Source organism: Acidocella sp. C78, assembly GCF_907164655.1.
Genome location: NZ_CAJQZK010000081.1, coordinates 12,349 through 34,959 on the forward strand (window position 1 = coordinate 12,349; position 22,611 = coordinate 34,959).

The 22,611-nt window shown below is 69.5% G+C and carries 17 protein-coding genes and 3 pseudogenes; 11 read left to right on the forward strand and 9 right to left on the reverse strand.

Annotation, left to right across the window (positions count from 1 at the left end; all coding sequences use genetic code 11):
* The first annotated feature begins 5 nt into the window (after window positions 1-5).
* From nrdR to thiL, 7 genes are read left to right on the forward strand one after another with little or no spacing between them, the layout of a single operon-like run.
* The gene (gene nrdR, locus ACIDOCELLA78_RS93340) at window positions 6-461 is read left to right on the forward strand and encodes a transcriptional regulator NrdR (protein WP_174503902.1); all 456 of its coding nucleotides are present in this window, start codon (window positions 6-8) and stop codon (window positions 459-461) included.
* Between the two features lie 2 nt (window positions 462-463).
* Window positions 464-1,555: a bifunctional diaminohydroxyphosphoribosylaminopyrimidine deaminase/5-amino-6-(5-phosphoribosylamino)uracil reductase RibD gene (gene ribD / locus ACIDOCELLA78_RS93345; protein WP_201729394.1), complete on the forward strand. Its 1,092-nt coding sequence runs from the start codon at window positions 464-466 to the stop codon at window positions 1,553-1,555.
* 3 nt (window positions 1,556-1,558) lie between these two features.
* On the forward strand, window positions 1,559-2,173 hold the full coding sequence (locus tag ACIDOCELLA78_RS93350) for a riboflavin synthase (protein ID WP_201729395.1): 615 nt from the start codon (window positions 1,559-1,561) through the stop codon (window positions 2,171-2,173).
* Window positions 2,173-3,300 (forward strand): 3,4-dihydroxy-2-butanone-4-phosphate synthase, encoded by a 1,128-nt coding sequence (gene ribB, locus ACIDOCELLA78_RS93355; protein ID WP_201729396.1) that lies wholly within the window; start codon window positions 2,173-2,175, stop codon window positions 3,298-3,300. The genes ACIDOCELLA78_RS93350 and ribB overlap by 1 nt, the downstream gene beginning before the upstream one ends.
* Window positions 3,297-3,779 (forward strand): 6,7-dimethyl-8-ribityllumazine synthase, encoded by a 483-nt coding sequence (ribH, locus tag ACIDOCELLA78_RS93360; RefSeq protein WP_201729397.1) that lies wholly within the window; start codon window positions 3,297-3,299, stop codon window positions 3,777-3,779. The genes ribB and ribH overlap by 4 nt, the downstream gene beginning before the upstream one ends.
* Complete coding sequence (nusB, locus tag ACIDOCELLA78_RS93365) at window positions 3,776-4,273, forward strand: transcription antitermination factor NusB (protein ID WP_201729398.1); 498 nt, start codon at window positions 3,776-3,778, stop codon at window positions 4,271-4,273. Before ribH ends, nusB begins: the two co-directional genes overlap by 4 nt.
* A gap of 16 nt (window positions 4,274-4,289) precedes the next feature.
* Complete coding sequence (gene thiL / locus ACIDOCELLA78_RS93370; RefSeq protein WP_201729426.1) at window positions 4,290-5,228, forward strand: thiamine-phosphate kinase; 939 nt, start codon at window positions 4,290-4,292, stop codon at window positions 5,226-5,228.
* A 7-nt stretch (window positions 5,229-5,235) separates the two neighbouring features.
* Here the strand turns inward: thiL and ACIDOCELLA78_RS93375 are convergent, their stop codons facing one another.
* The 3 genes and pseudogenes from ACIDOCELLA78_RS93375 to ACIDOCELLA78_RS93385 form a co-directional block, all read right to left on the reverse strand.
* Window positions 5,236-6,126, reverse strand: a complete 891-nt coding sequence (locus tag ACIDOCELLA78_RS93375) for an SDR family oxidoreductase (protein ID WP_201729399.1) — start codon at window positions 6,124-6,126, stop codon at window positions 5,236-5,238.
* Entirely contained in the window at window positions 6,123-7,097 is a 975-nt protein-coding gene (locus ACIDOCELLA78_RS93380) for an NADPH:quinone oxidoreductase family protein (RefSeq protein WP_201729400.1), read from the reverse strand. The genes ACIDOCELLA78_RS93375 and ACIDOCELLA78_RS93380 overlap by 4 nt, the downstream gene beginning before the upstream one ends.
* Window positions 7,097-8,376: pseudogene (locus ACIDOCELLA78_RS93385) on the reverse strand (acyl-CoA dehydrogenase family protein). Before ACIDOCELLA78_RS93385 ends, ACIDOCELLA78_RS93380 begins: the two are co-directional and overlap by 1 nt.
* 176 nt (window positions 8,377-8,552) lie before the next feature.
* On the opposite strand from ACIDOCELLA78_RS93385, the gene ACIDOCELLA78_RS93390 reads away from it, so the two are divergent.
* Entirely contained in the window at window positions 8,553-9,614 is a 1,062-nt protein-coding gene (locus ACIDOCELLA78_RS93390; protein ID WP_201729401.1) for a phosphotransferase, read from the forward strand.
* Window positions 9,615-9,707: 93 nt separating this feature from the next.
* On the forward strand, window positions 9,708-10,307 hold the full coding sequence (locus ACIDOCELLA78_RS93395; RefSeq protein ID WP_201729402.1) for a glutathione S-transferase N-terminal domain-containing protein: 600 nt from the start codon (window positions 9,708-9,710) through the stop codon (window positions 10,305-10,307).
* Between the two features lie 19 nt (window positions 10,308-10,326).
* On the opposite strand, the gene ACIDOCELLA78_RS93400 is transcribed toward ACIDOCELLA78_RS93395, so the two are convergent.
* From ACIDOCELLA78_RS93400 to ACIDOCELLA78_RS93415, 4 genes are all read right to left on the reverse strand, one after another.
* Window positions 10,327-10,944 (reverse strand): pyridoxamine 5'-phosphate oxidase family protein, encoded by a 618-nt coding sequence (locus tag ACIDOCELLA78_RS93400; RefSeq protein WP_201729403.1) that lies wholly within the window; start codon window positions 10,942-10,944, stop codon window positions 10,327-10,329.
* Window positions 10,945-11,079: 135 nt separating this feature from the next.
* The gene (locus ACIDOCELLA78_RS93405) at window positions 11,080-12,693 is read right to left on the reverse strand and encodes an APC family permease (RefSeq protein WP_201729404.1); all 1,614 of its coding nucleotides are present in this window, start codon (window positions 12,691-12,693) and stop codon (window positions 11,080-11,082) included.
* Between the two features lie 174 nt (window positions 12,694-12,867).
* A complete protein-coding gene (locus tag ACIDOCELLA78_RS93410; RefSeq protein WP_201729405.1) occupies window positions 12,868-13,734 on the reverse strand; it encodes a DMT family transporter in 867 nt (288 codons plus the stop codon).
* Complete coding sequence (locus ACIDOCELLA78_RS93415) at window positions 13,731-14,879, reverse strand: GNAT family N-acetyltransferase (RefSeq protein WP_201729406.1); 1,149 nt, start codon at window positions 14,877-14,879, stop codon at window positions 13,731-13,733. The genes ACIDOCELLA78_RS93410 and ACIDOCELLA78_RS93415 overlap by 4 nt, the downstream gene beginning before the upstream one ends.
* A gap of 192 nt (window positions 14,880-15,071) precedes the next feature.
* Between ACIDOCELLA78_RS93415 and pepN the strand changes: the two are divergent.
* Window positions 15,072-17,734: pseudogene (pepN, locus tag ACIDOCELLA78_RS93420) on the forward strand (aminopeptidase N).
* A 52-nt stretch (window positions 17,735-17,786) separates the two neighbouring features.
* On the opposite strand, the gene ACIDOCELLA78_RS93425 reads toward pepN, so the two are convergent.
* Both ACIDOCELLA78_RS93425 and recQ read right to left on the reverse strand, forming a co-directional pair.
* The gene (locus ACIDOCELLA78_RS93425) at window positions 17,787-19,082 is read right to left on the reverse strand and encodes an O-acetylhomoserine aminocarboxypropyltransferase/cysteine synthase family protein (protein WP_201729407.1); all 1,296 of its coding nucleotides are present in this window, start codon (window positions 19,080-19,082) and stop codon (window positions 17,787-17,789) included.
* A 151-nt stretch (window positions 19,083-19,233) separates the two neighbouring features.
* Window positions 19,234-21,061, reverse strand: a pseudogene (gene recQ, locus ACIDOCELLA78_RS93430) (DNA helicase RecQ).
* 160 nt (window positions 21,062-21,221) lie between these two features.
* Here recQ and ACIDOCELLA78_RS93435 point away from each other — a divergent pair.
* On the forward strand, window positions 21,222-22,565 hold the full coding sequence (locus ACIDOCELLA78_RS93435) for a hypothetical protein (protein WP_201729408.1): 1,344 nt from the start codon (window positions 21,222-21,224) through the stop codon (window positions 22,563-22,565).
* Window positions 22,566-22,611: the final 46 nt, after the last annotated feature.

The following is a 22,611-nucleotide window of genomic DNA, read 5'->3' on the forward strand; positions in this document are numbered from 1 at the left end:
GCGCGGTGCGCTGCCCGTTCTGCGGTGAGGCCGACACCCAGGTGAAGGACAGCCGGCCGGCGGAAGATGGCACCGCCATCCGCCGCCGGCGCTTCTGCCCGCAATGCAGCCAGCGCTTCACCACCGTCGAGCGGGTGCAGCTGCGCGAGCTGGTGGTGATCAAGGCGGATCAGCGACGGGTCGGTTTCGACCGCGACAAGCTGGCCCGCTCGATTCGTACCGCGCTGCGCAAGCGGCCGGTGGATGACGAGCGGATCGAGCGGATCGTCAATGGCATCGTCCGCAAGCTCGAAGCCTCGGGCGAGGCGGAAATTCCTTCGAGCGAGATCGGCGAGCTGGTGATGGATACGCTGAAGGAGGTCGACGCGGTGGCGTATGTGCGCTTCGCCTCGGTCTATCGCGATTTTCGTGAAACCAAGGATTTCAAGGCTTTCCTTGGCACGATGGACCAGCCGAAATAGGCATGGACGATCTGGCCCCGATGCGTTCCGCCCTCGCGCTCGCCCGGCGCGGCCTGGGCGAGACCTCGCCCAATCCGAGTGTCGGCTGCGTGATCGTGCGGCAGGGAAGGGTGGTCGGGCGCGGACGGACGGCGCCCGGCGGGCGGCCGCACGCGGAAACCGAGGCCCTGGCCATGGCCGGGGACGCGGCGCGCGGGGCGACCGCCTATGTCACGCTCGAACCCTGCGCCCATCATGGCCGGACCCCGCCCTGCGCGGAGGCGTTGATCGCCGCCGGGATCGCGCGCGTCGTCATCGCCATGACCGATCCCGACCCGCGGACCGATGGCGCGGGCATCGCCCGGCTGCGCGCCGCGGGGATCGAGGTGGTGACGGGGGTGGGGGAAGCGGAGGCGGCGGAGATCAATGCCGGGTTCATCCTGCGGGTGCGCGCCGGGCGGCCGCTGGTGACGCTCAAGCTCGCGACCTCGCTCGACGGGCAGATCGCGACCCGGACCGGGGCAAGCCAGTGGATCACCGGGGCGGCGGCGCGCCAGCTTGGCCACGCGCTGAGGGGGATGCACGACGCGGTGATGGTCGGGGTGGGCACGGTGCTGGCCGACGACCCGGAGCTGACCTGCCGGATCGAGGGATTCCGGGCGCGCCCGCTGGTGCGGGTGATCGTGGATTCGCATTTACGGATTCCGCTGGATGGCCGGCTGGCGCGCGGGGCGGCGCGCGATCCGCTGTGGATCGTGCATCGCGACGGCGCCGACCCGGCGCGGCGGGCGGCGCTGCTGGCGCTGGGCGCGCGCCTGTTCGAGGTGCCGGCGGCGCCGGTGGGCGTCGATCTCGGCGCGGCCTTCGCCGCGCTGGGGGCGGCGGGGCTGACCCGCGTGCTGGCCGAGGGCGGCGGCACTCTTGCGGCCGCGCTGATCCGCGCCGATCTGGTGGACCGGCTGGAATGGTTCACCGCGCCGATCGTGATCGGCGATGACGGGATCGGCGCGGTGGCGGGATTCGGCATCGAGACGCCGGCGGCGGCGGCGCGGTTCGCGCGCCTTGGCGAAACGCAGTGCGGCGGCGACCGCCGCGCGCGCTATCGGAGGGACTGAGCGATGTTCACCGGGATCATCACCGGGGTTGGCGCGGTGCGCGAGGTGCGGCCCGGCGGGGCGGCGACGGATACGCGGCTTGTGATCGGCGTGCCGGCGGGAAACCCCGCCTGGGCGGGGATCGGCGAGGTGGCGCTCGGCGCGTCGATCGCGTGTTCGGGCTGCTGCCTGACCGTGATCGAGCGGGGGGCGGACTGGTTCGCCGTCGAGGTTTCGGGGGAGACGCTGTCGAAGACGACGCTCGGCACCTGGCGGGCGGGGACGGCGGTCAATCTCGAACGGGCGCTGCGGATAGGCGACGAGCTGGGCGGGCATGTCGTCTCCGGCCATGTCGACGGGCTGGGCGAGGTGGTCTCGACGCGGCCGGAGGGCGGTTCGACGCGGTGGCGCTTCGGCGTGCCGCGCGACCTCGCCCGTTTCATCGCGCCGAAGGGCAGCGTTGCGGTCAATGGCGTGTCGCTCACGGTCAACGAGGTTGACGGCGCGGAATTCGGGGTGAACATCATCCCGCACACGGAAACGCATACCAGTTTCGCCACGCTGGCGGTGGGCGATGCGGTGAATATCGAAATCGACATGCTGGCGCGCTATGTGGCGCGGCTGGCGGAGGCAGGCTGATGGACCATCTGAAGACCGCGTCGTTGCAGGAATATCTGGCATCGGCCGAGGAGATCATCGAGGAGGCGCGGGCGGGGCGCATGTTCATCCTGGTGGATGACGAGGACCGCGAGAACGAGGGCGACCTCGTGATCCCGGCGCAGTTCGCCACACCGGATGCGGTGAATTTCATGGCCCGGCACGCCAGGGGGCTGATCTGCCTCGCGCTGACGCGGGCGCGCTGCGAGACGCTGGGGCTCAAGCTCATGGCGCAGTCGAACGGGTCGCGGCACGAAACCGCCTTCACCGTGTCGATCGAGGCGCGCGAGGGGGTGACGACGGGGATTTCCGCCGCCGACCGGGCGCGCACCGTCGCGGTGGCGATCAACCCGGAATGCGGGGCGGCGGACATCGTGACGCCGGGGCATATCTTTCCGCTGATGGCGCGCGACGGCGGCACGCTGGTGCGCACCGGGCACACCGAGGCGGCGGTGGATATCGCGCGGCTCGCCGGGCTGACCCCGGCCGGGGTGATCTGCGAGATCATGAACGATGACGGGACGATGGCGCGGCTGCCGGACCTCGTGTCGTTCGCGCAGTATCACAACCTCAAGCTCGGCACGATCGCCGACCTGATCGCCTATCGGCGGCGGATGGAGAAGCTGGTGCGGCGCGCGGGCGACGGGATGATCACCGATGGCGCCGGCCAGCAATGGCGCAGCGTGGTCTATGAGAACACGATCGACCGGGTCGAGCATGTGGCCCTCGTCAAGGGCGATATCGCCGCCGACGAGCCGGTGCTGGTGCGGATGCACGCGGTCAGCACCATCGACGATATTCTGGGCGGCGACCATATCCGCGATCTCCGGCGGGCGATGGCGCAGATCGCGCAGTCGGGCCGGGGGGTCGTCGTGCTGATCCGCGAGGCGCGGCCGGATGCGGTGTCCTCAAGGTTGCAGCAGATCGTCGGCGGGGCGCGCACCGGGGCGGTGCTGCGCGACTATGGCGTGGGCGCGCAGATTCTCGCCGATCTCGGCGTGCGCGACATGGTGCTGCTGTCGAACCACAAGCGCGCCGTGGTCGGGCTTGAGGGCTACGGGCTGAACATCGTCGAACAACTGCCGATCGAGGAGCCCGCGAGGTCATGAGCACCGCCGATGCCCCCGAAGCCGAGGTGCCGGACGTGCCGGGCCCGGCGCCGCGCGTCTTGCTGATCCGCGCGCCGTATTATCGCCAGGTCGTCGACGGGATGACCGATGCGGCGGTGATGCTGCTCGGCCGCGCCAATGCGACGATCGAGACGGTGGATGTCGCCGGCGCGTTCGAGCTGCCGCAGGCGCTCGCCATCGCGCTGCGCGGGCGGGCGCGGTTCGACGGCTATGTGGCGCTCGGCTGCGTCGTGCGCGGCGAGACCGATCATTACGAGTTCATCTGCGATTCGGCGATGAACGGGCTGATGCAGGTGGCGATCGACCACGCCGCGCCGCTCGGGACGGCGCTGCTCACCGTCGATACGCTCGCGCAGGCGGAAGCGCGCTCCGCCGAGACGGGCTCGAACAAGGGGGCGGAGGCGGCTTCGGCCTGCCTGCGGCAGATCGCGCTCGCGCGGCGGATGGGCCTCGCATGAAGCCCGCAGCGAAAGGCGCGCGGCCGCGCACCCTGGCGCGGGCCGCCGCGGTGCAGGCGCTCTATCAGTGCGAGCATGCCGGGGAGACGGCGGAAACCGTGATCGACCAGTTCGTCCGCCATCGCTTCGGGCGGATGGCCGGGCTGCTCGATGCCGGGGAGAGCGAGGTGGCGCCGCCGGACGTGCCGCTGTTCTCGCGCATCGTCCGCACCGCGACGGCGCAGCAGGACGTGGTCGATCCGCTGATCGCCGGGGTGCTGCCGGAGGCCTGGCCGATGCCGCGGCTCGACCCGGTGCTGCGCGCGCTGCTGCGCGCCGCCGGCGCCGAGCTGTGGATGACCGACGGGCCGCCGGCGCGCGTCGTCATCAACGAGTATCTCGACGTGGCGCACGGGTTTCTCGAAGGCGAGGCGGTGCAGATGGGCAATGCCGTGCTCGACCGGATCGCCCGCACGCTGCGGGAGGGCGAGTTCGCCGGCGAGGCCCGGGCTTGAGGTGAGCGGGCTTGAGGTGAGCGGCGAGTTCGGCCGCATCGCCCGGTATTTCGCGCCGCTCGCCGCGGCCGAGGGGCTGGGACTTGCCGACGACGCCGCGCTGTGGACACCGCCCGCCGGGCTTCAGGCGGTGCTCACGGTCGACCAGATGATCGAGGGCGTGCATTTCCTGCCCGACGATCCGCCCGATCTCGTCGCCCGCAAGCTGATGCGCCGGAACCTGTCCGACCTTGCCGCGATGGGGGCGCGGCCGGAGGGGTATCTGCTCGCCACGGCGCTGCGGGCGGAGACGCCGGAAGCCTGGCTCGCGGGATTCGCCGCGGGGCTGGCGGCCGACCAGGCGGAATTCGGGGTGCGGCTGTGGGGCGGCGACAGCTCGTCCACCCCCGGGCCGGTGACCACCGCGATCACCATGATCGGCAGTCTCGAACCTGGGACCGCGCTGCGGCGCGGCGGCGCGCGGCCGGGGGATGCGGTGTTCGTGACCGGCACGATCGGCGATGCGGTGCTCGGGCTGCACGCGGCGCGCGGCGGGATTGCCGATCCGACCGGTGTGTTTCGGGCCCGCCGGCTGCTGCCCACACCGCGCACCGGCCTGGCGCTGGCCGGGATCGCGACCGCCGCGATCGATGTCTCGGACGGGCTGGTGCAGGATCTCGGCCATGTGTGCCGGGCGTCGGGGTGCGGTGCGGTGATCGAGGCGGGGCTTGTGCCGCTGTCGGACGCGGCGCGGGCGGCGGGGATGGGCTGGCGCGCGACGATCCTGACCGGTGGCGATGACTACGAGTTGCTGCTCGCGGCGCCGTCCGGGCGGGCGGCGGCGCTGGAGGCGGCCTGCGCGCCGGTGCCGCTGACGCGGATCGGCCGGTTCGTGGCGGGGGCGGCGGAGGTGCGGGTGATCGACGAGACGGGCCAGCCGGTTCCGCTCGGGCGGGCCGGCTGGCAGCATTTCTGACGCGGGGTCAGGCGGTTGTGGCGTCGGGCGGGGCCTTGAAGGCGACGTCGCGCTTCAGCGAGAACGGATCGCTCGGGTTGCGCTGGTTGAGAATGTCCTGCATCCGCAATTCGACCGTGCCGAGAATTTTCGGGTGGGTCAGGCAGTAGAAGCGGTTCTGCTCGATGCAGTCGAAGGTGCGGGCGGCGACATCGGCGGCGCCGAGGCGGCCCGAGGTGACGGCCTTGCGGGTCTGTTCCTCGGCGAGGCGCTGGCTCGCCGTCGGCGGCGCGTCGTTGGCGAGTTCGGCCGGGCGGTTGCGCGCCGCGTCCTTGATGCCGGTATCGACGAAGGCGGGGCAGAGCACGGTGACGCCGAGTTTCGCCCCGGCGATCCGCAGATCCTGGAACAGGGTTTCGGACAGGGCGACGACGCCGTGCTTGGAGACGTTGTAGACCCCCATCGTCTGGGCGGCGACCAGCCCGGCGACGGAGGCGGTGTTGACGATGTGGCCCTCCTCGCCATTCGCGATCATGCGGGGGACGAAGCAGCGCACGCCGTGGATCACGCCCCAGAGATTGACGCCGAGCACCCATTGCCAGTCGCGCACGGAATGTTCCCAGAGCAGCCCGCCGCCGCCGACCCCGGCATTGTTGAACAGCAGATGGGCGTTGCCGTATCGCGCGAAGACCGCATCGGCGAAGCGCTCCATCGCTGCGGCGTCGCTGACATCGAGGCGTTCGGTGAGCACCTCGGCGCCGGCGGCGCGCAGCTCGGCGGCGGTGGCCTCCAGCGCGTCGGGCTGGATGTCGGCCAAAGCCAGGCGCATGAAGCGGCTGGCTGCGATGCGGGCGAATTCGCGGCCGAAGCCGCTGCCCGCGCCGGTGATGACGGCAACCCGGTTGTGGAAATCCTTCATGGCAGAATCACGATCTTGCCGGTGACGCGGCGCGCCGCCATGTCCCGCAGGGCGTCTTCCGTCTGCTCGAGGCGGTAGGTTTTCGACACCAGCGGGCGGATTTCGCCGCGCGCCAGCATGGCGAACAGGTCTTCCATCATCCGGATCTGGTTCTTCGGCTCGCGGCGGGCGAACTCGCCCCAGAACACGCCGACCAGCGACGCGCCCTTGAGCAGCGGCAGGTTGAGCGGCAGGGCGGGGATGGTGCCCTCGGCGAAGCCGATGACGAGGTAGCGGCCGCGCCAGGCGATCGAGCGGAAGGCGGGCTCGGCGAGCTTGCCGCCGACGGGATCGAAAATCACGTCCGGCCCCTTGCCGCCGGTATGTTCGCGGATCGCGGCGCGCAGGTCTTCGGTCGTGTAATTGATGAGGGCGTCGGCGCCGTGGGCGCGGCAGAGTTCGAGCTTTTCCGCCGACGAGGCGGCGGCGATGACCCTCGCACCCTTGGCCTTGGCGATGTCGACCGCGGCGAGGCCGACGCCGCCGGCGGCACCGAGCACCAGGATCGTCTCGCCGGGCTTGATCTCGCCGCGATCGACCACGGCGTGGTGCGAGGTGCCGAAGGCGAGCATCAGCCCGGCGGCGACCTCGAAGGAGACGCTGTCCGGCACCGGCACGCAGCGATGCGCGTCGATCGCGATCTTTTCAGCGAATCCGCCGGTGGAGCAGAGGGCGAGCACGCGGTCCCCCGGCTTGTAGCCGGCGACACCCTCGCCGACCGCCTCGATCTCCCCGGCGATTTCGGCGCCGGGGGTGAAGGGCAGTTCGGGCTGGACCTGGTATTTTTTCTGGATGATCAGCACGTCGGGGAAATTCACCCCGGCGGCGCGCACCCGGATCAGCACCTCGCCCGCCTGCGGGACGGGATCGGGCAGGTCGCGCAGGAGAAGCGTTTCCGGCCCGCCCCACGCCTCGCAGCGGATCGCGCGCATCAGGCCTGGCCCGGTTCCGACAGCCCGTCCGCGATCAGCACGTTCGGATAGCCGCCGGTGCGCGCCGGATCGGTGTTGCGGTAGCGGCGGTGTTCGAGCCGGGCGAGCTGGTCGCGATGCACCTCGTCCGGCCCATCGGCGAGGCGCAGCGTGCGCTGGTGGGCATAGGCCGAGGAGAGCCAGGTATCGGCGACGCCGCCGCCGCCGAAGGCCTGGATCGCCCAGTCGATCACCTTGCAGGCGACGTTGGGGCGACGACCTTGATCATGGCGATTTCGGCGCGGGCTTCCTTGTTGCCCACCGTGTCCATCATCTGGGCGGCCTTGAGGGTGAGCAGGCGGGCCTGGTCGATCATGATGCGGCTTTCGGCGATGCGCTCGCGCCAGACGCTCTGCTCGATGACCGGCTTGCCGAAGGCGGTGCGGCTTTCGAGGCGGCGGACCATGCGCTCCAGCGCGCGCTCGGCGGCGCCGATCGAGCGCATGCAGTGATGGATGCGTCCCGGCCCGAGGCGGCCCTGGGCGATCTCGAAGCCGCGGCCCTCGCCGAGCAGCATGTTGGTGGCGGGCACCCGCACCTTGTCGAAGATCATCTCGGCATGGCCGTGCGGGGCGTCGACATCGCCGAACACCGGCAGGGCGCGCTTCATCGTGACACCCGGATGCGGGAAGGGCACCAGGATCATCGACTGGCGCTTGTAGGGGTCGGGGTTTTCCGGATCGGACTGGCCCATCACGATCAGGATGCGGCAGCGCGGATCGGGCGCGCCGGAGGTCCACCATTTATGGCCGTCGATGACGTATTCGTCGCCCTCGCGGCGGATCGAGGTTTCGATGTTCTTTGCATCCGACGAGGCGACGCGCGGCTCGGTCATCGCGAAGGCGGAGCGGATTTCTCCGGCCAGCAGCGGCTTCAGCCAGGTTTCCCGCTGCTCTTGCGTGCCGTAGCGGGTCAGCACTTCCATGTTGCCGGTATCGGGGGCGGAGCAGTTGAAGGCTTCCGGGCCGAAGGGCGAGCGGCCCATGATTTCGGCGAGCGGCGCGTATTCGACATTGGTCAGCCCGGCGCCGTGCTCGGATTCGGGGAGGAACAGGTTCCACAGCCCCGCCGCCCTGGCTTTCTGCTTGATGTCCTGCAGCAGTTCCAGCGGCTTCCACTGGTCGGCCTGGGTGTGGGCGGTGTGGAACAGCGCCTGTTCGTTGGGATAGACGTGCTCGGCCATGAAGTCGGCAACGCGCTGGCGCAGAGCCTCGGTCTTGGCGGAATAGCGGAACTCCATGGTGGCATTTCCCTCGTGGTCTGATTCTGCTGGACGATCGATTTGACCCAACTGTGCGAGGTGCGCGCGGGTTATGCAAGTCCCCAAGCGGCAGAGCGGATACGGCTGGGGCACTGCCGCTTGACAGCGCGCCGCCCGCCGCCGATTTTCCCGGCCGTTTCGGAGGAGGAAACCGGATGAGCACGGACAACCAGCCGCGTCTTGTCGAGATGCTGCCGCAGCACAGGATCGACGAGGCGGCGCTGTTCGCCTATCTGGCCGCCAATGTCGACGGTTTCGCTCCGCCGGCCGCGATCCGCCAGTTCCAGGGCGGGCAGTCCAACCCGACCTACCTGATCGAGACGCCGGGGCGGAACTACGTGCTGCGCAAGAAGCCGCCGGGAACGCTGCTGCCCTCGGCGCACCAGATCGACCGCGAATATCGCATCCAGAGCGCGCTGGCCGCGAGCGCGGTGCCGGTGGTGCCGATGCTGCATTACTGCACCGACGCCGCGGTGATCGGCACCGAGTTCTACGTGATGGGCCATGTGGCGGGCCGGGTGTTCCACGACGTGATGATGCCCGGGCTCGCGCCGCAGGAGCGCGGCGCGATCCACCGGCAGATCATCGAGACCATCGCCGCATTGCACATGGTGGAGTACGAGGCGGTGGGGCTCGCCGGATTCGGCCGGCCGGACCATTATGTCGCGCGCCAGATCGAGCGGTGGACCAAGCAGTACGAAGCCTCGAAGACCGAGGATTTCGCGCCGATGGCCAATCTGATCGCGTGGCTGCGCGGCAATATTCCCGAGCGCGACGAGAGTTCCATCGTGCATGGCGATTTCCGCCTCGGCAACATGATGATTCACCCGACCGAGCCGCGCATTCTCGCGGTGCTGGACTGGGAGCTTTCGACCATCGGCCATCCGCTCGCCGATCTCGCCTATTGCTGCATGTCCTACCACCTGCCGCCCGGCTCGGGGCCGGCGATGGCGGGATATCAGGGGGTCGATCTCGCCGCGCTCGGGCTGATGAGCGAGGCTGAGGCGCTGGAGCTTTATTGCCGGCGGACCGGGCGAGAGCGGATCGAGAACTGGCGCTTCTTCCTCGGCTTCTCGCTGTTCCGCTCGGCGGCGATCGTCGAGGGGGTGTATGCCCGCGCGCTGGCCGGCAATGCCGCCGACCAGCGCGCCCACCGGATGCACGACGTGTTCCTGCAGGTTGCGAAAACCGGCTGGAACGTCGTGCGCGGCGACTGAGCGGCGATGGATCGCGGCCGGCGCCGCCCCTCGCGTAACGGTATCGGCGGCCCGGGATGCGACCGGTGCCGCCAGCAGAAGGAAGTCCGACACATGAAGCTGTTTCACTCCGTCACCAGCCCGTATGTCCGCAAGGTGATGGCCTGCGCGATCGCCCGCGAGATCGACCAGCGGATCGAGCTGATCCCGACCAACCCGCATGAGAGCCCGGCGGCGCTGACCGCGAACAACCCGCTGTCGAAAGTGCCGTGCCTGGTGACCGACGAGGGGGTGGCGCTGTTCGACAGCCGGGTGATCTGCGAATATCTCGACCAGATCGGCGATGCGTTGCCGCTGTTTCCGGGCAGCGGGTCGGCCCGCTGGACGGCGCTGCGCTATCAGGCAATGGGCGATGGCATTCTCGACGCCGCCGTGGGCATCCGCATGGAAAGCCTGAAGCCGAAGGAAGCGGCGCGGGCGGCGTTCATGGAGCGGCAGATGCAGGCGATCGAGCGGACGCTGGCCGTGCTCGAACAGGACCCGCCGGGCCGGATGCTGGATATCGGCTCGATCGCGGTGGGCTGCGCGCTGGGCTATCTCGATTTCCGCCTCGCCGCGCATGACTGGCGGAAAGCCTGCCCGGCGCTGGCCGCGTGGTTCGCCGCCTTCGCGCGCGAGCCGGCCTTCGCGCGGACCGCGCCGCCGGCGGCCTGAGGCCGAGGCGCGGCCAGGGTCAGGCGGCGACCCAGCGCGCCGCCAGAGCGCCCGCGCCATCGAGCGTGCCGATGGCGCGGCGGTGGCCTTCCGGCCGCAGCCACAGAACATCATACAGCGCGGGGCGCAGGTGGCAGACGGCGAAATGCCGGGCGGCCGCCTCCAGGCTCAGGGTCTGATCGAGACGGTCGGCCGCGGCTTCGGTGCCCGGCGGCAGTTCCGCGCGGTAGATCTGGCGCGCGCCCTCGGGCAGGGCGCGCCAGATGGCGGAGGCCTCTTCATCGTCGTGATGCAGCGTCACCCGGCCTTCGATGCGGATTTGCAGCTTCGCGGCGTGTGAATAGGCGAGGAGCGCGGCGCGGCCATCGCGGCTCAGCTCGGCGAATTTGGCGGAGCGCGCATCGGTGTGGAAGGTGATCTGTCCGCCCTGCGCCGCGCGGCCGCGCAGCACGACGCTGCGCAGGCGGGGCCCGCCGTCCGCCCCGGTGGTGGCGAGGCCGATCACGTGGAAATCGCTGCGCCGGTCGCGCACGCCGCTTGTCAGCCGGGCGAGCGCGGCGGCGATGAAATTTTCTGCCGGATGCAGGGCGGGATCGGTGTCGTGCGCGATGGCGGCTTGTGGGGCGGGTTCGGTCATGGGTGAAGATCTGGACCGTTTCGGGCGGATGAAAACCCCGCCGGGGCAAGAAGAAAGGCGGATGGGGGAGGCCCCATCCGCCTTGGCGGTCTCAGTCAGGTGCGTGGTCCGGCCCGCAGGGGCCGGGTTGCGCGGTCAGTCGGCGCCGAAGACTTCGGGTTCGCCGGCGAGGATCGTCGCTTTCGCTTCTTCCGGATCGGGCGAGCCGGAATTCACCGCGACCTGGATGACGATCAGGCTGAAGACGATCAGGATGATCGAGGCGACGAGGTTGGAGAACGTGCCGGTGCCGCCGGTCAGGTTCTTCGGGCCGAGATAGGTGATGAGCCACAGGCCGAAGAAATACGGCGCCAGCCACCACGCGCCGCGCCAGTGCAGGTTGCCGAGCCCTTCGCCCATCGTCGCCTCGTAGCCGACATAGACGATCGTGAAGAGGAGGATGATGCCGAACAGGAAGTTGTCGGTCGAAGCGCCGCTCCAGAACACGATGAAGTTGGAGATGATGAAGGCGAGGGTCGAGACCAGCGTGCCGCCGGGCAGCTGGTAGGGCCGCTTGTATTGTTCGACCGGCATGGTCTTGCGCAGGGTCAGCAGCACGATCGGGCCGGTGCCGTAGGAGAGCACCGAGGCCGAGGAGATGAAGCCGATGATCTTCTGCCAGGACGGGAAGGGGAACATGAAGAAGACGCCGACGATCAGCGTCATGATCAGGCCGCCGATCGGCACGCCCACCTTGGACAGTTTCGCGAAGGTCTGCCCGCCGAGCAGCCCTTCCTGGCCGGTGGCGTAGACCACGCGCGAGGTGGTGGTGAAGTAGATGATGCCGGTGCCGGCGGGCGAAACCACGCTGTCGATATAGAGCAGGATGGCGAGCCAGGTGGCGCCGACGATGGTGGCGAGACCGGCGAACGGGCCGGAGGCGCCGGCGAAGGTCAGCGCATCCCACCCCTTGGCGAGGTCGGACGGGCGGAGCGCGCCGATGAAGGCGACCTGCAGGCCGACATAGAGCACCAGCGCGATGGCGACCGAGCCGACGATGGCGATGGGCAGGTTACGGCGCGGGTTGCTCGATTCGCCGGCGAGTTCCACCGCCTGGCGGAAGCCGAGATAGGCGAAGATGACGCCGGATGTGGCCACGGCCGAGAACACGCCGGCCGTGCCGTGCGGGGCGAAGCCGTGGGCCGAGAAATTGCCGGGATGGAAGCCGGCGATGATCAGCACGATCACCGTCAGCGCCGGGACCGCGAGTTTCCACCAGGTCAGCGCGCTGTTGACCGTCAGCACGAGGCGCACCGCCAGCGCGTTGATGCCGGTGAAGACCAGCATCAGGATCAGCGAGGCGAAGAAGCCGAAGCCGGTGAGCACGCCGGATTTGTCGACCAGGCCGGGGATGTAGTTGTTGCCATAGGTGATGACCGCCGAGGCTTCGGCGGGCGGCACGGAGACATAGCCGAGAAACACCACGAAGCTCATGATCACGGCCATCAGGTTGCCGTGCGAGAGTTTCGGGAAGGCGATCACCGCGCCGCCGCGCGGGAAGGCCGTGGCCAGCTCGGCATAGACGAAGCCCAGCAGCAGGACCGCGACACCGCCGATCAGCCAGGCGAAGATCGCCGCCGGACCGGCATCCTTGGCGGCGTGAAGCGGGCCGAACAGCCAGCTCGAGCCAATGATGCCGCCTAGACTCGCGAAGAGCAGGCCGATGATACCCGCATCCCGCTTGAGTTTGACACCCGATTTTCCACTCATTTTACGTGCCCCCATGACAGTTTATGAACAAACCCTAATGCAGTTTTGCATCGGAGGAAACCGGTCCGTGAATCTGCCATGACAAAATCGGGGTTTACAACCTTGCCGTTCATCATGGGCGGCAGGGGGGCCTGTCCGATCCGCCGGGATCGGACATCATGCTAATGTCGGGGGTCAGGCGTCTGCCGGTTCGCGGGCGGGGCGGCGGCGCTGCGGGCGGAGGATGAGCACCATCGAGACGAACAGGGCGGCGAAGCCCATCGCATCGCCCCGTGTGAACGGTTCGGCGAGAACGAGCACGCCCATCAGCGTGGCGGTGGCGGGCAGCAGGGCGGTGAAGGTGCCAGCGATGCCGGCCTGGACCCGCCGCATGCCGTGATACCACAGGATCACCGCGAGCACGCTGGAGGTGAGGCTGTTGACCAGCAGCAATCCGGCGATCGTCCAGGTGAAGTGGACCTGCCCGAAACCGGCGATGGCGAGCGGGGCGGTCATCGCGGCGCCGCAGGCCTGCATCCAGAAAGTGGCCTGCATCACCGGGAGCAGGCCGGCGGCGCGGCGGGCGAACAGCGCGTATCCGGCCTCGCCGCAGACCGCGCCGAAGATCAGCGCGTCGCCCAGCAGGCTGAAGCCGCCGCCGCCGCGCGCGAGGGCGGCGATGCCGACGCCCGCCAGCACCACCGCCGCCCATTGCAGCGGCCGCAGATGCTCGCGCAGGAACAGCGCGGCGCCGAGCGCGATCACCGCCGGCAGGCTGGCGAGGACCAGCCCGGCCTGCACCGCGCCGGTGAGTTTCAGCCCGGCGACCATCATGCCGTTGTAGAGCAGCGTGCCGCACGCCGCCTGCATGAACAGGATGGCCAGCGTGCGCGGCGCCGGCAGGCGGGGTGCGACCAGCGGGGCAAGGCACAATGTCGCGAAGCCCGTCCGCATGAACAGCAGCGGGAAGGTCGGCAGGTGGGCGGCCAGCAGTTTGAGCAGGACGACATTGCCGCCGACGATCACCATCGAGGCGGCCAGCGCCGCATAGGCCGCGATCACGGCGAAAGATCGCTGCGATAGGGGGATTGCTCGCCGAGCATCGCCATTTCCTCCTCCACCGCCGGGCGCTCGGCGTCGAGAAACCGCGCCACGGCGTCGCTGAGGCCGGGATGGCCGATCCAGTGCGCGGAATAGGTGCGGCTCGGCAGGTAGCCGCGCTGGATCTTGTGCTGGCCCTGGGCGCCGGCCTCGACGCGGGCGAGGCCGGCGCCGATCGCGTAGTCGATCGCCTGGTAGTAGCAGAGTTCGAAATGCAGGAAGGGGATGTCTTCCACGGCACCCCAGTTGCGGCCGTAGAGCGCGTCCCGGCCGCGCAGGTTGAGCGCGCCGGCGATCGGGCGGCCGGCGCGGAAGGCCATCATCATCACCACCGCATCGCCGAGGCGCTCGCCGAGCAGGGGGAAGAAGCGCTCGGTGAGGTAGGCGCCGCCCCATTTGCGGTCGACGGTGGAGAGGTAGAAATTGTAGAAGGCGGCCCATTCGCGCCGACCCATCTCGCTGCCGCGCAGGGCGCGGATTTCGAGCCCCGCCTGGGCGTCGCGCCGCTCGCGGCGGATCGCCTTGCGCTTGCGCGAGGACAGGGCGGCGAGGAAATCCTCGAACGCGGCATAGCCGCGGTTGTGCCAGTGATATTGCACGCCCATGCGCCGCAGCCAGCCGGCCTCGCCCAGCGCGTGCCATTCCGCCTCGGTGCAGAAGGTGGCGTGGATCGAGGAGCAGCCGAGCCGCTCGGCGGCGATTTCGAGGCCGCGGGCGAGGAGCGACGGGGGCAGGCCGTCGGCCATCAGCAGGCGCGGGCCGGGGACCGGGCTGAACGGGGCGGCGACTTGCAGCTTCGGGTAATAGCGCCCGCCGGCGCGCTCGAAGGCGTTGGCCCAGCCGTGATCGAACACGTATTCGCCGTAGGAATGGGCTTTCACATAGGCGGGGGCGGCGCCGAGCAGGCGGCCCGTGCCGTCGCGCAGCGCCGCGTGCTGGGGATACCAGCCGCTGTCGCCGCCGACCGAGGCGCTGTCTTCCAGGGCGGAGAGAAAGGCGTGGCTGACGAACGGGTTGCCGCCGGCGAGCGCATCCCAGTCCGGCGCCGGGATCTCGTGGATGCTCTGGTGCAGCGAGAGGGAGAGGTCGTCCGCGGTGCCGTTCATGTATCCCGTGCGCAATGCGGGAGGGAGCGTGGCGTCCCGCGTAATATTTACAAAATCATAGGTCGTGATGCGGCTTATGCAACCATCCGCCGGGCAGGTCGGAGTCCCGCTCGGGGCAATTCGGGGAGGTGGAGCGATTTGCGCGCCGGCAGCCGGCGGGCCAGATAAGGGGGCATTCGCAAGGAGACAAAGATGGCCGAACGTCCCGTCCCGCTGCCCGACGCCGCCCCGCGCCGCCTCGACGAATACCGGCCGCCGGCTTTTCTGGTCGATAGCGTCGATCTCATCTTCGATCTCGATCCGGCGGCGACGCGGGTGCGCGCCAGCCTGACGCTGCGGCGCAACGCGGCGCACGGGATCGCGGATGCGCCGCTGGAACTCGATGGCGAGGCGCTCGACCTGCGATCGGTGCTGCTCGACGGCGAGGCGCTCGGCGCCAATCGCTACGCGCTGGGCGATCATGGCCTCGTCATTCGCGACGTGCCGGACGAGTTCACCCTGGATACCGAGGTGATCATCGCGCCGGAGCGCAATTCCGAGCTTTCGGGGCTGTATGTCTCGGGCGGGGATTTCTTCACCCAGTGCGAGGCAGAGGGGTTTCGCCGCATCACCTTCTTCCCCGACCGGCCGGACGTGATGGCCCGCTACACCGCGACGCTGATCGCCGATCCGGCGCGCTGCCCGCTGCTGCTCTCCAACGGCAATCCGGTCGATCGCGGGTGCTGCCGGACGGGCGGCACTGGGCGAAATGGGAGGACCCGCATCCCAAGCCGTCCTATCTGTTCGCGCTGGTCGCGGGCGACCTTGTGTCGGCGCATGATGAATTCGTCACCCGGTCGGGGCGGCAGGTGCAGCTCGGCATCCATGTTCGCCGCGGCGACGAGGACAAGGTGGACCACGCGATGGCCTGCCTCAAGCGGGCGATGCGCTGGGACGAGGAGGCGTTCGGCCTCGAATACGACCTCGACATTTTCAACATCGCCGCCGTTGCCGACTTCAACATGGGGGCGATGGAGAACAAGGGGCTCAACATCTTCAACACCGCCCTCGTGCTCGCCCGGCCGGACACCGCGACGGATGCGGATTATCAGCGGATCGACCGGGTGATCGCGCATGAATATTTCCACAACTGGACCGGCGACCGGGTGACCTGCCGGGACTGGTTTCAGCTCTCGCTCAAGGAGGGGCTGACCGTGTTCCGCGACCAGGAATACGGTGCGGCGACCACCGATGCGGCGCTGTCGCGGATCGACGACGTGAAGATGCTGCGCGCCCGGCAGTTCGCCGAGGATGCCGGGCCGCTGGCGCACCCCGTCCGCCCCGCCGCCTATCGCAAGATCGACAATTTCTACACCGCGACCGTCTATGAGAAGGGGGCGGAGGTGGTGCGGATGATCCGCACGATCATCGGCCACGAGGCGTTCCGCCGCGGCTTCGACCTTTATATCGCCCGCAACGACAATGCGGCGGCGACGATCGAGGATTTCGTGGCCGCGATGGGCGAGGAATCGGGGTTCGATTTTTCGCAGTTCATGCGCTGGTACGAGCAGGCCGGCACGCCGCAATTGCGGTTCGAGGGCGACTACGACGCGGCGGCGCGGCGCTATACGCTCACATTGCGGCAGATGACGGCGCCGACGCCGGGACAGGCGCGCAAGGAACCGTTTCTCATTCCGGTGGCGATGGGGCTGATCGGGCCGGATGGCGCGGAGCTTGCCGCCCGGCTGGAAGGCGAGGACGCGGCGCATGCAGGCACGCGGCTGCTGCTGTTGCGCGCGGCGGAGCAGCGCTTCGTGTTCGAGGAGGTCGCCGCCCCGCCGGTGCCCTCGCTGCTGCGCGGGTTCTCGGCGCCGGTGAAGCTCTCGGGGCACGAGGCGGCCGGGCTCGCACGGCTTGCCGCGCACGATACCGACGGGTTCAGCCGCTGGGAGGCTGGGCAGGAATATGCGACGCGGGCGCTGCTCGACGCGATCGCCGCATTGCAGCGCGGCGAGGCAGTGGCGACCGATCCGGCGCTGGTGGCGGCGATGGCGGCGGCCCTCGACCTCGCGACGGAGGCGCCGGCGCTCGCGGCACGGATATTGTCGCTGCCGGGCAAGGACGTGCTGGCGGATCGGATGGCGGTGATCGATCCGGATGCGATCCATGACGCGCTGGAGACGACGCGGGCGGCAATCGGCCGGCGGCTGCGGGACCGCTTCGCTTCACTGTGCGGGGTGGAGGACCCATCGGCGCCGTTCAGCCTCGATCCGGCGAGCATGGGGCGGCGGGCGCTCGGCAATGTCGCGCTGGCCTATCTGATGGCGGCGGACCCGGCGGCGGTGCTGGAGGTGGCGCAGCGCCGCTTCGAGACCGCGCCGACCATGACCGTGCGGCTGGGCGCGCTGGCGCTGCTCGCCGATACCGCGACGCCGGCGCGCGATGTGGCGCTGGCGGCGTTTCACGCGCGCTGGCGCGGCGATGCGCTGGTGGGCGACAAGTGGTTCCGCATCCAGGCGATGGCGGCGGCGCCGGACACGCTGGACCGCGTCGAGGCGCTGACCCGGCACGCCGATTTCGACCTGCGCAACCCCAACCGCTTCCGCGCCCTGGTGCAGGCGTTCGGGGCGGGCAACCAGCGCTGGTTCCACGATTCGTCGGGGCGCGGCTATGCGCTGGTGGCGCGGATGATCGGCGAGGTCGACCAGGTGAACCGGCAGATCGCGGCGCGCTGCATCGACGTGTTCGCGAACTGGCGGCGCTTCGACCCGGCGCGGCAGGCGCTGATGCGGGGCGCGCTGGATGAGATTCTGGCCGCCCCCGCCTTGTCGGCGAATGTGCGCGAAATGGCCGAGCGGGCGCGGGCGGGGTCGTGAAGGATCGCGGGCCGGATCGGCGATCCGGCCCGCGACATCGGGATACTGAAGCTCAGCGCGCGGCGGCCAGCGCCTGATCCAGATCGGCGATGATGTCCTCGATGTGTTCGAGGCCGATCGACAGCCGGACATAGCCGGGCGTAACGCCGGTGGCCGCCTGTTCCTCGGCCGAGAGCTGGGAGTGGGTGGTGCTGGCGGGGTGGATGGCGAGGCTGCGGGCGTCGCCGATATTGGCGACGTGGTAGAACATCCGCAGCGCCTCGATGAATTTCCGCCCCGATGCGGCGCCGCCGGTCAGCTCGAAGCCGACCAGCGCGCCGTTGCCGCCGGTGAGGTAGGTTTCCGCCCGCCGCCGCGCCTCGCCGGTGGCGACGCTGGGATGGATCACCCGCACGACGTCGGGATGGCTGGAGAGGAAATCGACGACTTTCTCGGCGTTCTCGCAATGCCGCGCGATGCGCAGCGGCAGCGTCTCCAGCCCCTGGATGAGCTGGAAGGCGTTGAACGGCGAGAGCGCCGCACCCTCGTCGCGCAGGATCACGGTGCGGGCGCGGATGATGTAGGCGATGGGGCCGAGCGGCTTGACCGCCTCGACCCAGACGGCGCCGTGATAGGAGGGGTCGGGCGCGTTCAGCAGCGGCTGGCGCTCGGGCTGCGCCGCCCAGTCGAAATTGCCGGAATCGATGATCATCCCGCCGATCGAGGTGCCGTGGCCGCCGATATATTTGGTGGCGGAATAGACCACGATGGCCGCGCCGTGGTCGAAGGGACGGCAGAGCAGCGGGGCGGCGGTGTTGTCCATGATCAGCGGGATGCCGAGCGGGCGGCCGATCGCCGCGACCTCGGCGATGGGGAAGACCGCGAGCTTCGGGTTGGGCAGGGTTTCGGCGTAGTAGGCGCGGGTCTTGTCATCGGTCGCGCGGCGGAAATTCTCGGGGTCGGTCGGGTCGACGAAGCGGATCTCGATCCCCTGGTCGCGCAGCGTGTTGGCGAAGAGGTTCCAGGTGCCGCCGTAGAGATCGGTGGAGGCGACGACATTCTCGCCCGCGCGGGTCAGCGTGCGGATCGCGCTGGCCGAGGCGGCCTGGCCGGAGGCGACGGCAAGGGCCGCGACGCCGCCCTCGATCGCGGCGAGGCGCTGTTCGAGCACGTCCGTCGTCGGGTTCATGATGCGGGTATAGATGTTGCCGAGCTCGGAGAGCGCGAACAGGTTGGCGGCATGTTCGGTGCTGTTGAACTGGTAGGAGGTGGTCTGGTGGATCGGCACCGCGACCGAGCCGGTCGTGGGGTCGGCGCGCCAGCCGGCGTGCAGGGCGAGGGTTTCCGGGTGGTGGCTCTTGACCGTCATGGACTGTCTCCGTCGGGGGCTCTGGTTTTCAGGGCACGTTCCGAGACTTCCGGGCCGGAGGTCGTGCTCTGTCGGGCCGGAGGCTAAGCCGCGGGCGGGTGGCGTGGCAAGGGTGGCTGTGGCAGGGGCGGCTGTCGCGCGGGGGCGGGGTTCAGCCGCGCACGCCGGCGAGCACGGCGAGCACGGCATCGCCATAGCGCTCGATCTTGCTCGCGCCGATGCCGGGGACGGTCGCGAGGTCGCTGCGGTCGCGCGGATGCGCGGCGGCGAGGGCGGCCAGTGTCGCGTCGTGGAAAATGACATAGGCCGGCACCTGCTGCGCCCGCGCGGTGTCGCGCCGCCATTCGCGCAAGGCGGCGAAGGCGGGGGAGTCGGTGGCGGAATCCGGCGGGACGGCGCCGCGCCGTGTGGTCTGGCGCGTGCCGGCGGGGTCGCGGCGCAGGCGGAGCGATTCCTCGCCGCGCAGCACCGGGCGGGCGCGGGGGTGGCGAACAGCGCGCCATGGGCGTCGTGATCGACCTCGATCAGCCCGGCGACGATCAGCTGGCGGAACACCGAGCCCCATTGGCGGCGGTCGAGATCGGCGCCGACGCCGAAGGTGGGCAGGCGGTCATGGCCGAGCTGGTGGATCCGTTCGGTCCCGGTGCCGCGCAGGATGTCGATCAGGTGGCCGGCGCCGAAGCGCTGGCCGGTGCGCAGCATGGCGGAGAGCGCCTTGCGCGCGGCCTCGGTGCCGTCCCACGTCTCGACCGGCTGGCGGCAATTGTCGCACTGGCCGCAATCGCGCGGATAGGCCTCGCCGAAATGGGCGAGGATCGCCCGCCGCCGGCAGCCTGCGGTTTCGCAGACGCCGAGCAGCGCGTCGAGCTTGGCGCGGGCGACGCGCTTGACCTCGTCCGGCGCGTCGCCCTGGTCGATCATCCGCCGGCGCAGTGTGACGTCCTGCATGCCATAGAGCATCAGGGTTTCGGCCGGCGCGCCGTCGCGGCCGGCGCGGCCGGTTTCCTGGTAATAGGCTTCGAGGCTCGACGGCAGGTCGAGATGCGCGACGAAGCGGATGTCCGGCTTGTCGATCCCCATGCCGAAGGCGATGGTCGCGACCAGGATCAGCCCCTCGTCGGCGAGGAAGGCGTCCTGGTTGCGGTTGCGCGTTTCGGCGGCGAGACCGCATGGTAGGGCAGGGCGCGCAGGCCCTGGCCGCAGAGCCAGGTTGCGGTGTCCTCGACCGCGGCGCGGCTGAGACAGTAGACGATTCCGCTCTCGCCCGGATGGGCGCGCAGGAAACCGAGAAGCTGGCGCCGCGGCTCGGTTTTCGGGGTGATGGCGTAGGTCAGGTTGGGGCGGTCGAAGCTGGAGAGGAACAGGCGCGCGCCGCCGAGGCCGAGGCGGCGCGCGATGTCGTCCCGGGTCTGCGGGTCGGCCGTCGCGGTCAGCGCGACCCGCGGCACGCCGGGGAAGCGCGCGCCGATGGTCGCGAGCTGGAGGTATTCCGGCCGGAAATCGTGCCCCCACTGGCTGACGCAATGGGCCTCGTCGATCGCGAACAGGGCGATCCGCACCGGTTCGAGCAGGGCGAGGAACTCCTCGGTGACCAGCCGCTCGGGGGCGACATAGAGCAGGTCCAGCTCGCCCGCGCGCAGGGCCCGGCGCACCTCCATCCGTTCCGCCGGGCTCTGGGTCGAATTGAACGAGGCCGCGCGCACGCCGAGCTGGCGGATCGCCTCGACCTGGTTGCGCATCAGCGCGATCAGCGGCGAGACCACGATGCCGACACCCGGCCGGCAGAGGGCGGGCAGCTGGTAGCAGACCGACTTGCCCCCGCCGGTCGGCATCAGCACCAGCGCATCGTGGCCGGCGATCACATGCTCGACGACGTCGCGCTGGCTGCCGCGGAAACCGCCATGGCCGAAGACGCGGCGCAGCATCGATTCGGGATCGGCGGCGGCAGCGGGCGGCGGGAAGGGAAGATCGATTCGCACGCCGCAAGGTGTAGGGCGCGCGCCGGGACCGCGGCAATGGTGCCTTATCTGCAACACCATGAAACAAGCCGTCACAATATTGATCTCGATCAACGACCGCGCGGTTCGGCCCTGATACCCCCGGCATCGTCACTGAATGAAAGTCAACGGGAGACTGCACATGAAACCCCGGTCACATCATGGTTCCTGGCGCCTGGCGGCTGCGGCTGGCATGGTCGCCGCGGCATCGCTGGCGGCGCCGGGCGCCGCCTATGCCATTCCCGCCTTCGCGGCGCAGACCGGAGAGCCCTGCTCGGCCTGTCATATCGGCTTTCCGCAGCTGACCCCATATGGGCGGGATTTCAAGCTCGAGGGCTATATCGCCGGCGGCATGTTCCCGACCTGGAAGAATTTCGCGGCGATGTCGCAGATCGGCTGGACCCAGCAGCACGACAAGATACCGGGCGGGTTGCAGCCAGGCTTCAAGTCGAACGACGCCTGGGCGGCGCAGCAGACCAGCCTGTTCTATGGCGGCGCGCTGGATTCGGCGATCGGGCTCGGCGCGTTCGTGCAGGTCACCTATGATGGCGTGGCCCGGCAGTGGAGCTGGGACAATACCGATATCCGCCTCGCCCGGCCGGGCAAGCTGTTCGGCCATCCGCTGTTCTGGGGTGTCACGCTCAACAACAATCCGGGTGTCACCGATCTGTGGAACACGCCGCCGAGCTGGGGGTATCCGTATATCCCCTCGGGCCTCGCCAACGCGCCGGCCGCGGCACAGCAGATCGCCTCGCTCGCGCAATCGGTCTATGGCATCGGCGTCTATGGCGCGCTGAACGTGACGCCGGCGGACATGATCTATGCCGAGGCGGATCTTTACAAATCGCTGCCGCAGCGGCTGGGCTACGCGCTCGGCGCCGGGGGCGGGGTGAAGATCGATGGCGTAGCACCCTATGTGCGGCTCGCCGTGCAGCACCAGTGGGGCAATTCCTCGATCGAGGTCGGCACCTACGCGCTGATGGACCGAACCTATCCGACCGGCGTCGCCAGCGGGCCGACGAACCGGTTCTTCGACATCGCCGCCGACTCCCAGTTCCAGTACATCACGCAGAACCAGGCCTTCTCGGTGCAGGCCAACCTGGTTCACGAATCGCAGGAATGGGCGCCGGGTGCCGCCAGCAACCGGGCCGACAGCCTCAATGTCGCGACGATCACGGTTTCCGACCTGATCTATCAGAAATACGGGATCACGGAATCGTTCAACACGATCTATGGCAACGCCGATGCGGGCGAGTATACGAGCAGTGCCAATGGCAAGCCGAACAGCAATGCCTGGACGACGGAACTCGATTACTATCCGTTCAACAATGGCGGGCCGAAATGGCTGCCGTGGCTGAATGCGAAACTCTTCGTTGAAAACACGATCTACCCTGTATTCAACGGCAGTGTGCGCAACTATGATGGCGCGGGAACGAACGCGCAGGCGAACGATACGCTCTTTGCGGGCGTGTGGCTGGCTTTCTGACGAACATGACGCACCCGCCCAGGGGGGCGGGTGCCGGACAGGAGAG

Bases quoted from the DNA above. Each gene is read 5' to 3' on its own strand.
- ribD (WP_201729394.1), top strand. From the start codon at position 464: ATGGACGATCTGGCCCCGATGCGTTCCGCCCTCGCGCTCGCCCGGCGC.
- ACIDOCELLA78_RS93350 (WP_201729395.1), top strand. From the start codon at position 1,559: ATGTTCACCGGGATCATCACCGGGGTTGGCGCGGTGCGCGAGGTGCGG.
- ribB (WP_201729396.1), top strand. From the start codon at position 2,173: ATGGACCATCTGAAGACCGCGTCGTTGCAGGAATATCTGGCATCGGCC.
- ribH (WP_201729397.1), top strand. From the start codon at position 3,297: ATGAGCACCGCCGATGCCCCCGAAGCCGAGGTGCCGGACGTGCCGGGC.
- nusB (WP_201729398.1), top strand. From the start codon at position 3,776: ATGAAGCCCGCAGCGAAAGGCGCGCGGCCGCGCACCCTGGCGCGGGCC.
- ACIDOCELLA78_RS93375 (WP_201729399.1), bottom strand. From the start codon at position 6,126: ATGAAGGATTTCCACAACCGGGTTGCCGTCATCACCGGCGCGGGCAGC.
- ACIDOCELLA78_RS93380 (WP_201729400.1), bottom strand. From the start codon at position 7,097: ATGCGCGCGATCCGCTGCGAGGCGTGGGGCGGGCCGGAAACGCTTCTC.
- ACIDOCELLA78_RS93390 (WP_201729401.1), top strand. From the start codon at position 8,553: ATGAGCACGGACAACCAGCCGCGTCTTGTCGAGATGCTGCCGCAGCAC.
- ACIDOCELLA78_RS93395 (WP_201729402.1), top strand. From the start codon at position 9,708: ATGAAGCTGTTTCACTCCGTCACCAGCCCGTATGTCCGCAAGGTGATG.
- ACIDOCELLA78_RS93400 (WP_201729403.1), bottom strand. From the start codon at position 10,944: ATGACCGAACCCGCCCCACAAGCCGCCATCGCGCACGACACCGATCCC.
- ACIDOCELLA78_RS93405 (WP_201729404.1), bottom strand. From the start codon at position 12,693: ATGAGTGGAAAATCGGGTGTCAAACTCAAGCGGGATGCGGGTATCATC.
- ACIDOCELLA78_RS93415 (WP_201729406.1), bottom strand. From the start codon at position 14,879: ATGAACGGCACCGCGGACGACCTCTCCCTCTCGCTGCACCAGAGCATC.
- ACIDOCELLA78_RS93425 (WP_201729407.1), bottom strand. From the start codon at position 19,082: ATGACGGTCAAGAGCCACCACCCGGAAACCCTCGCCCTGCACGCCGGC.
- ACIDOCELLA78_RS93435 (WP_201729408.1), top strand. From the start codon at position 21,222: ATGAAACCCCGGTCACATCATGGTTCCTGGCGCCTGGCGGCTGCGGCT.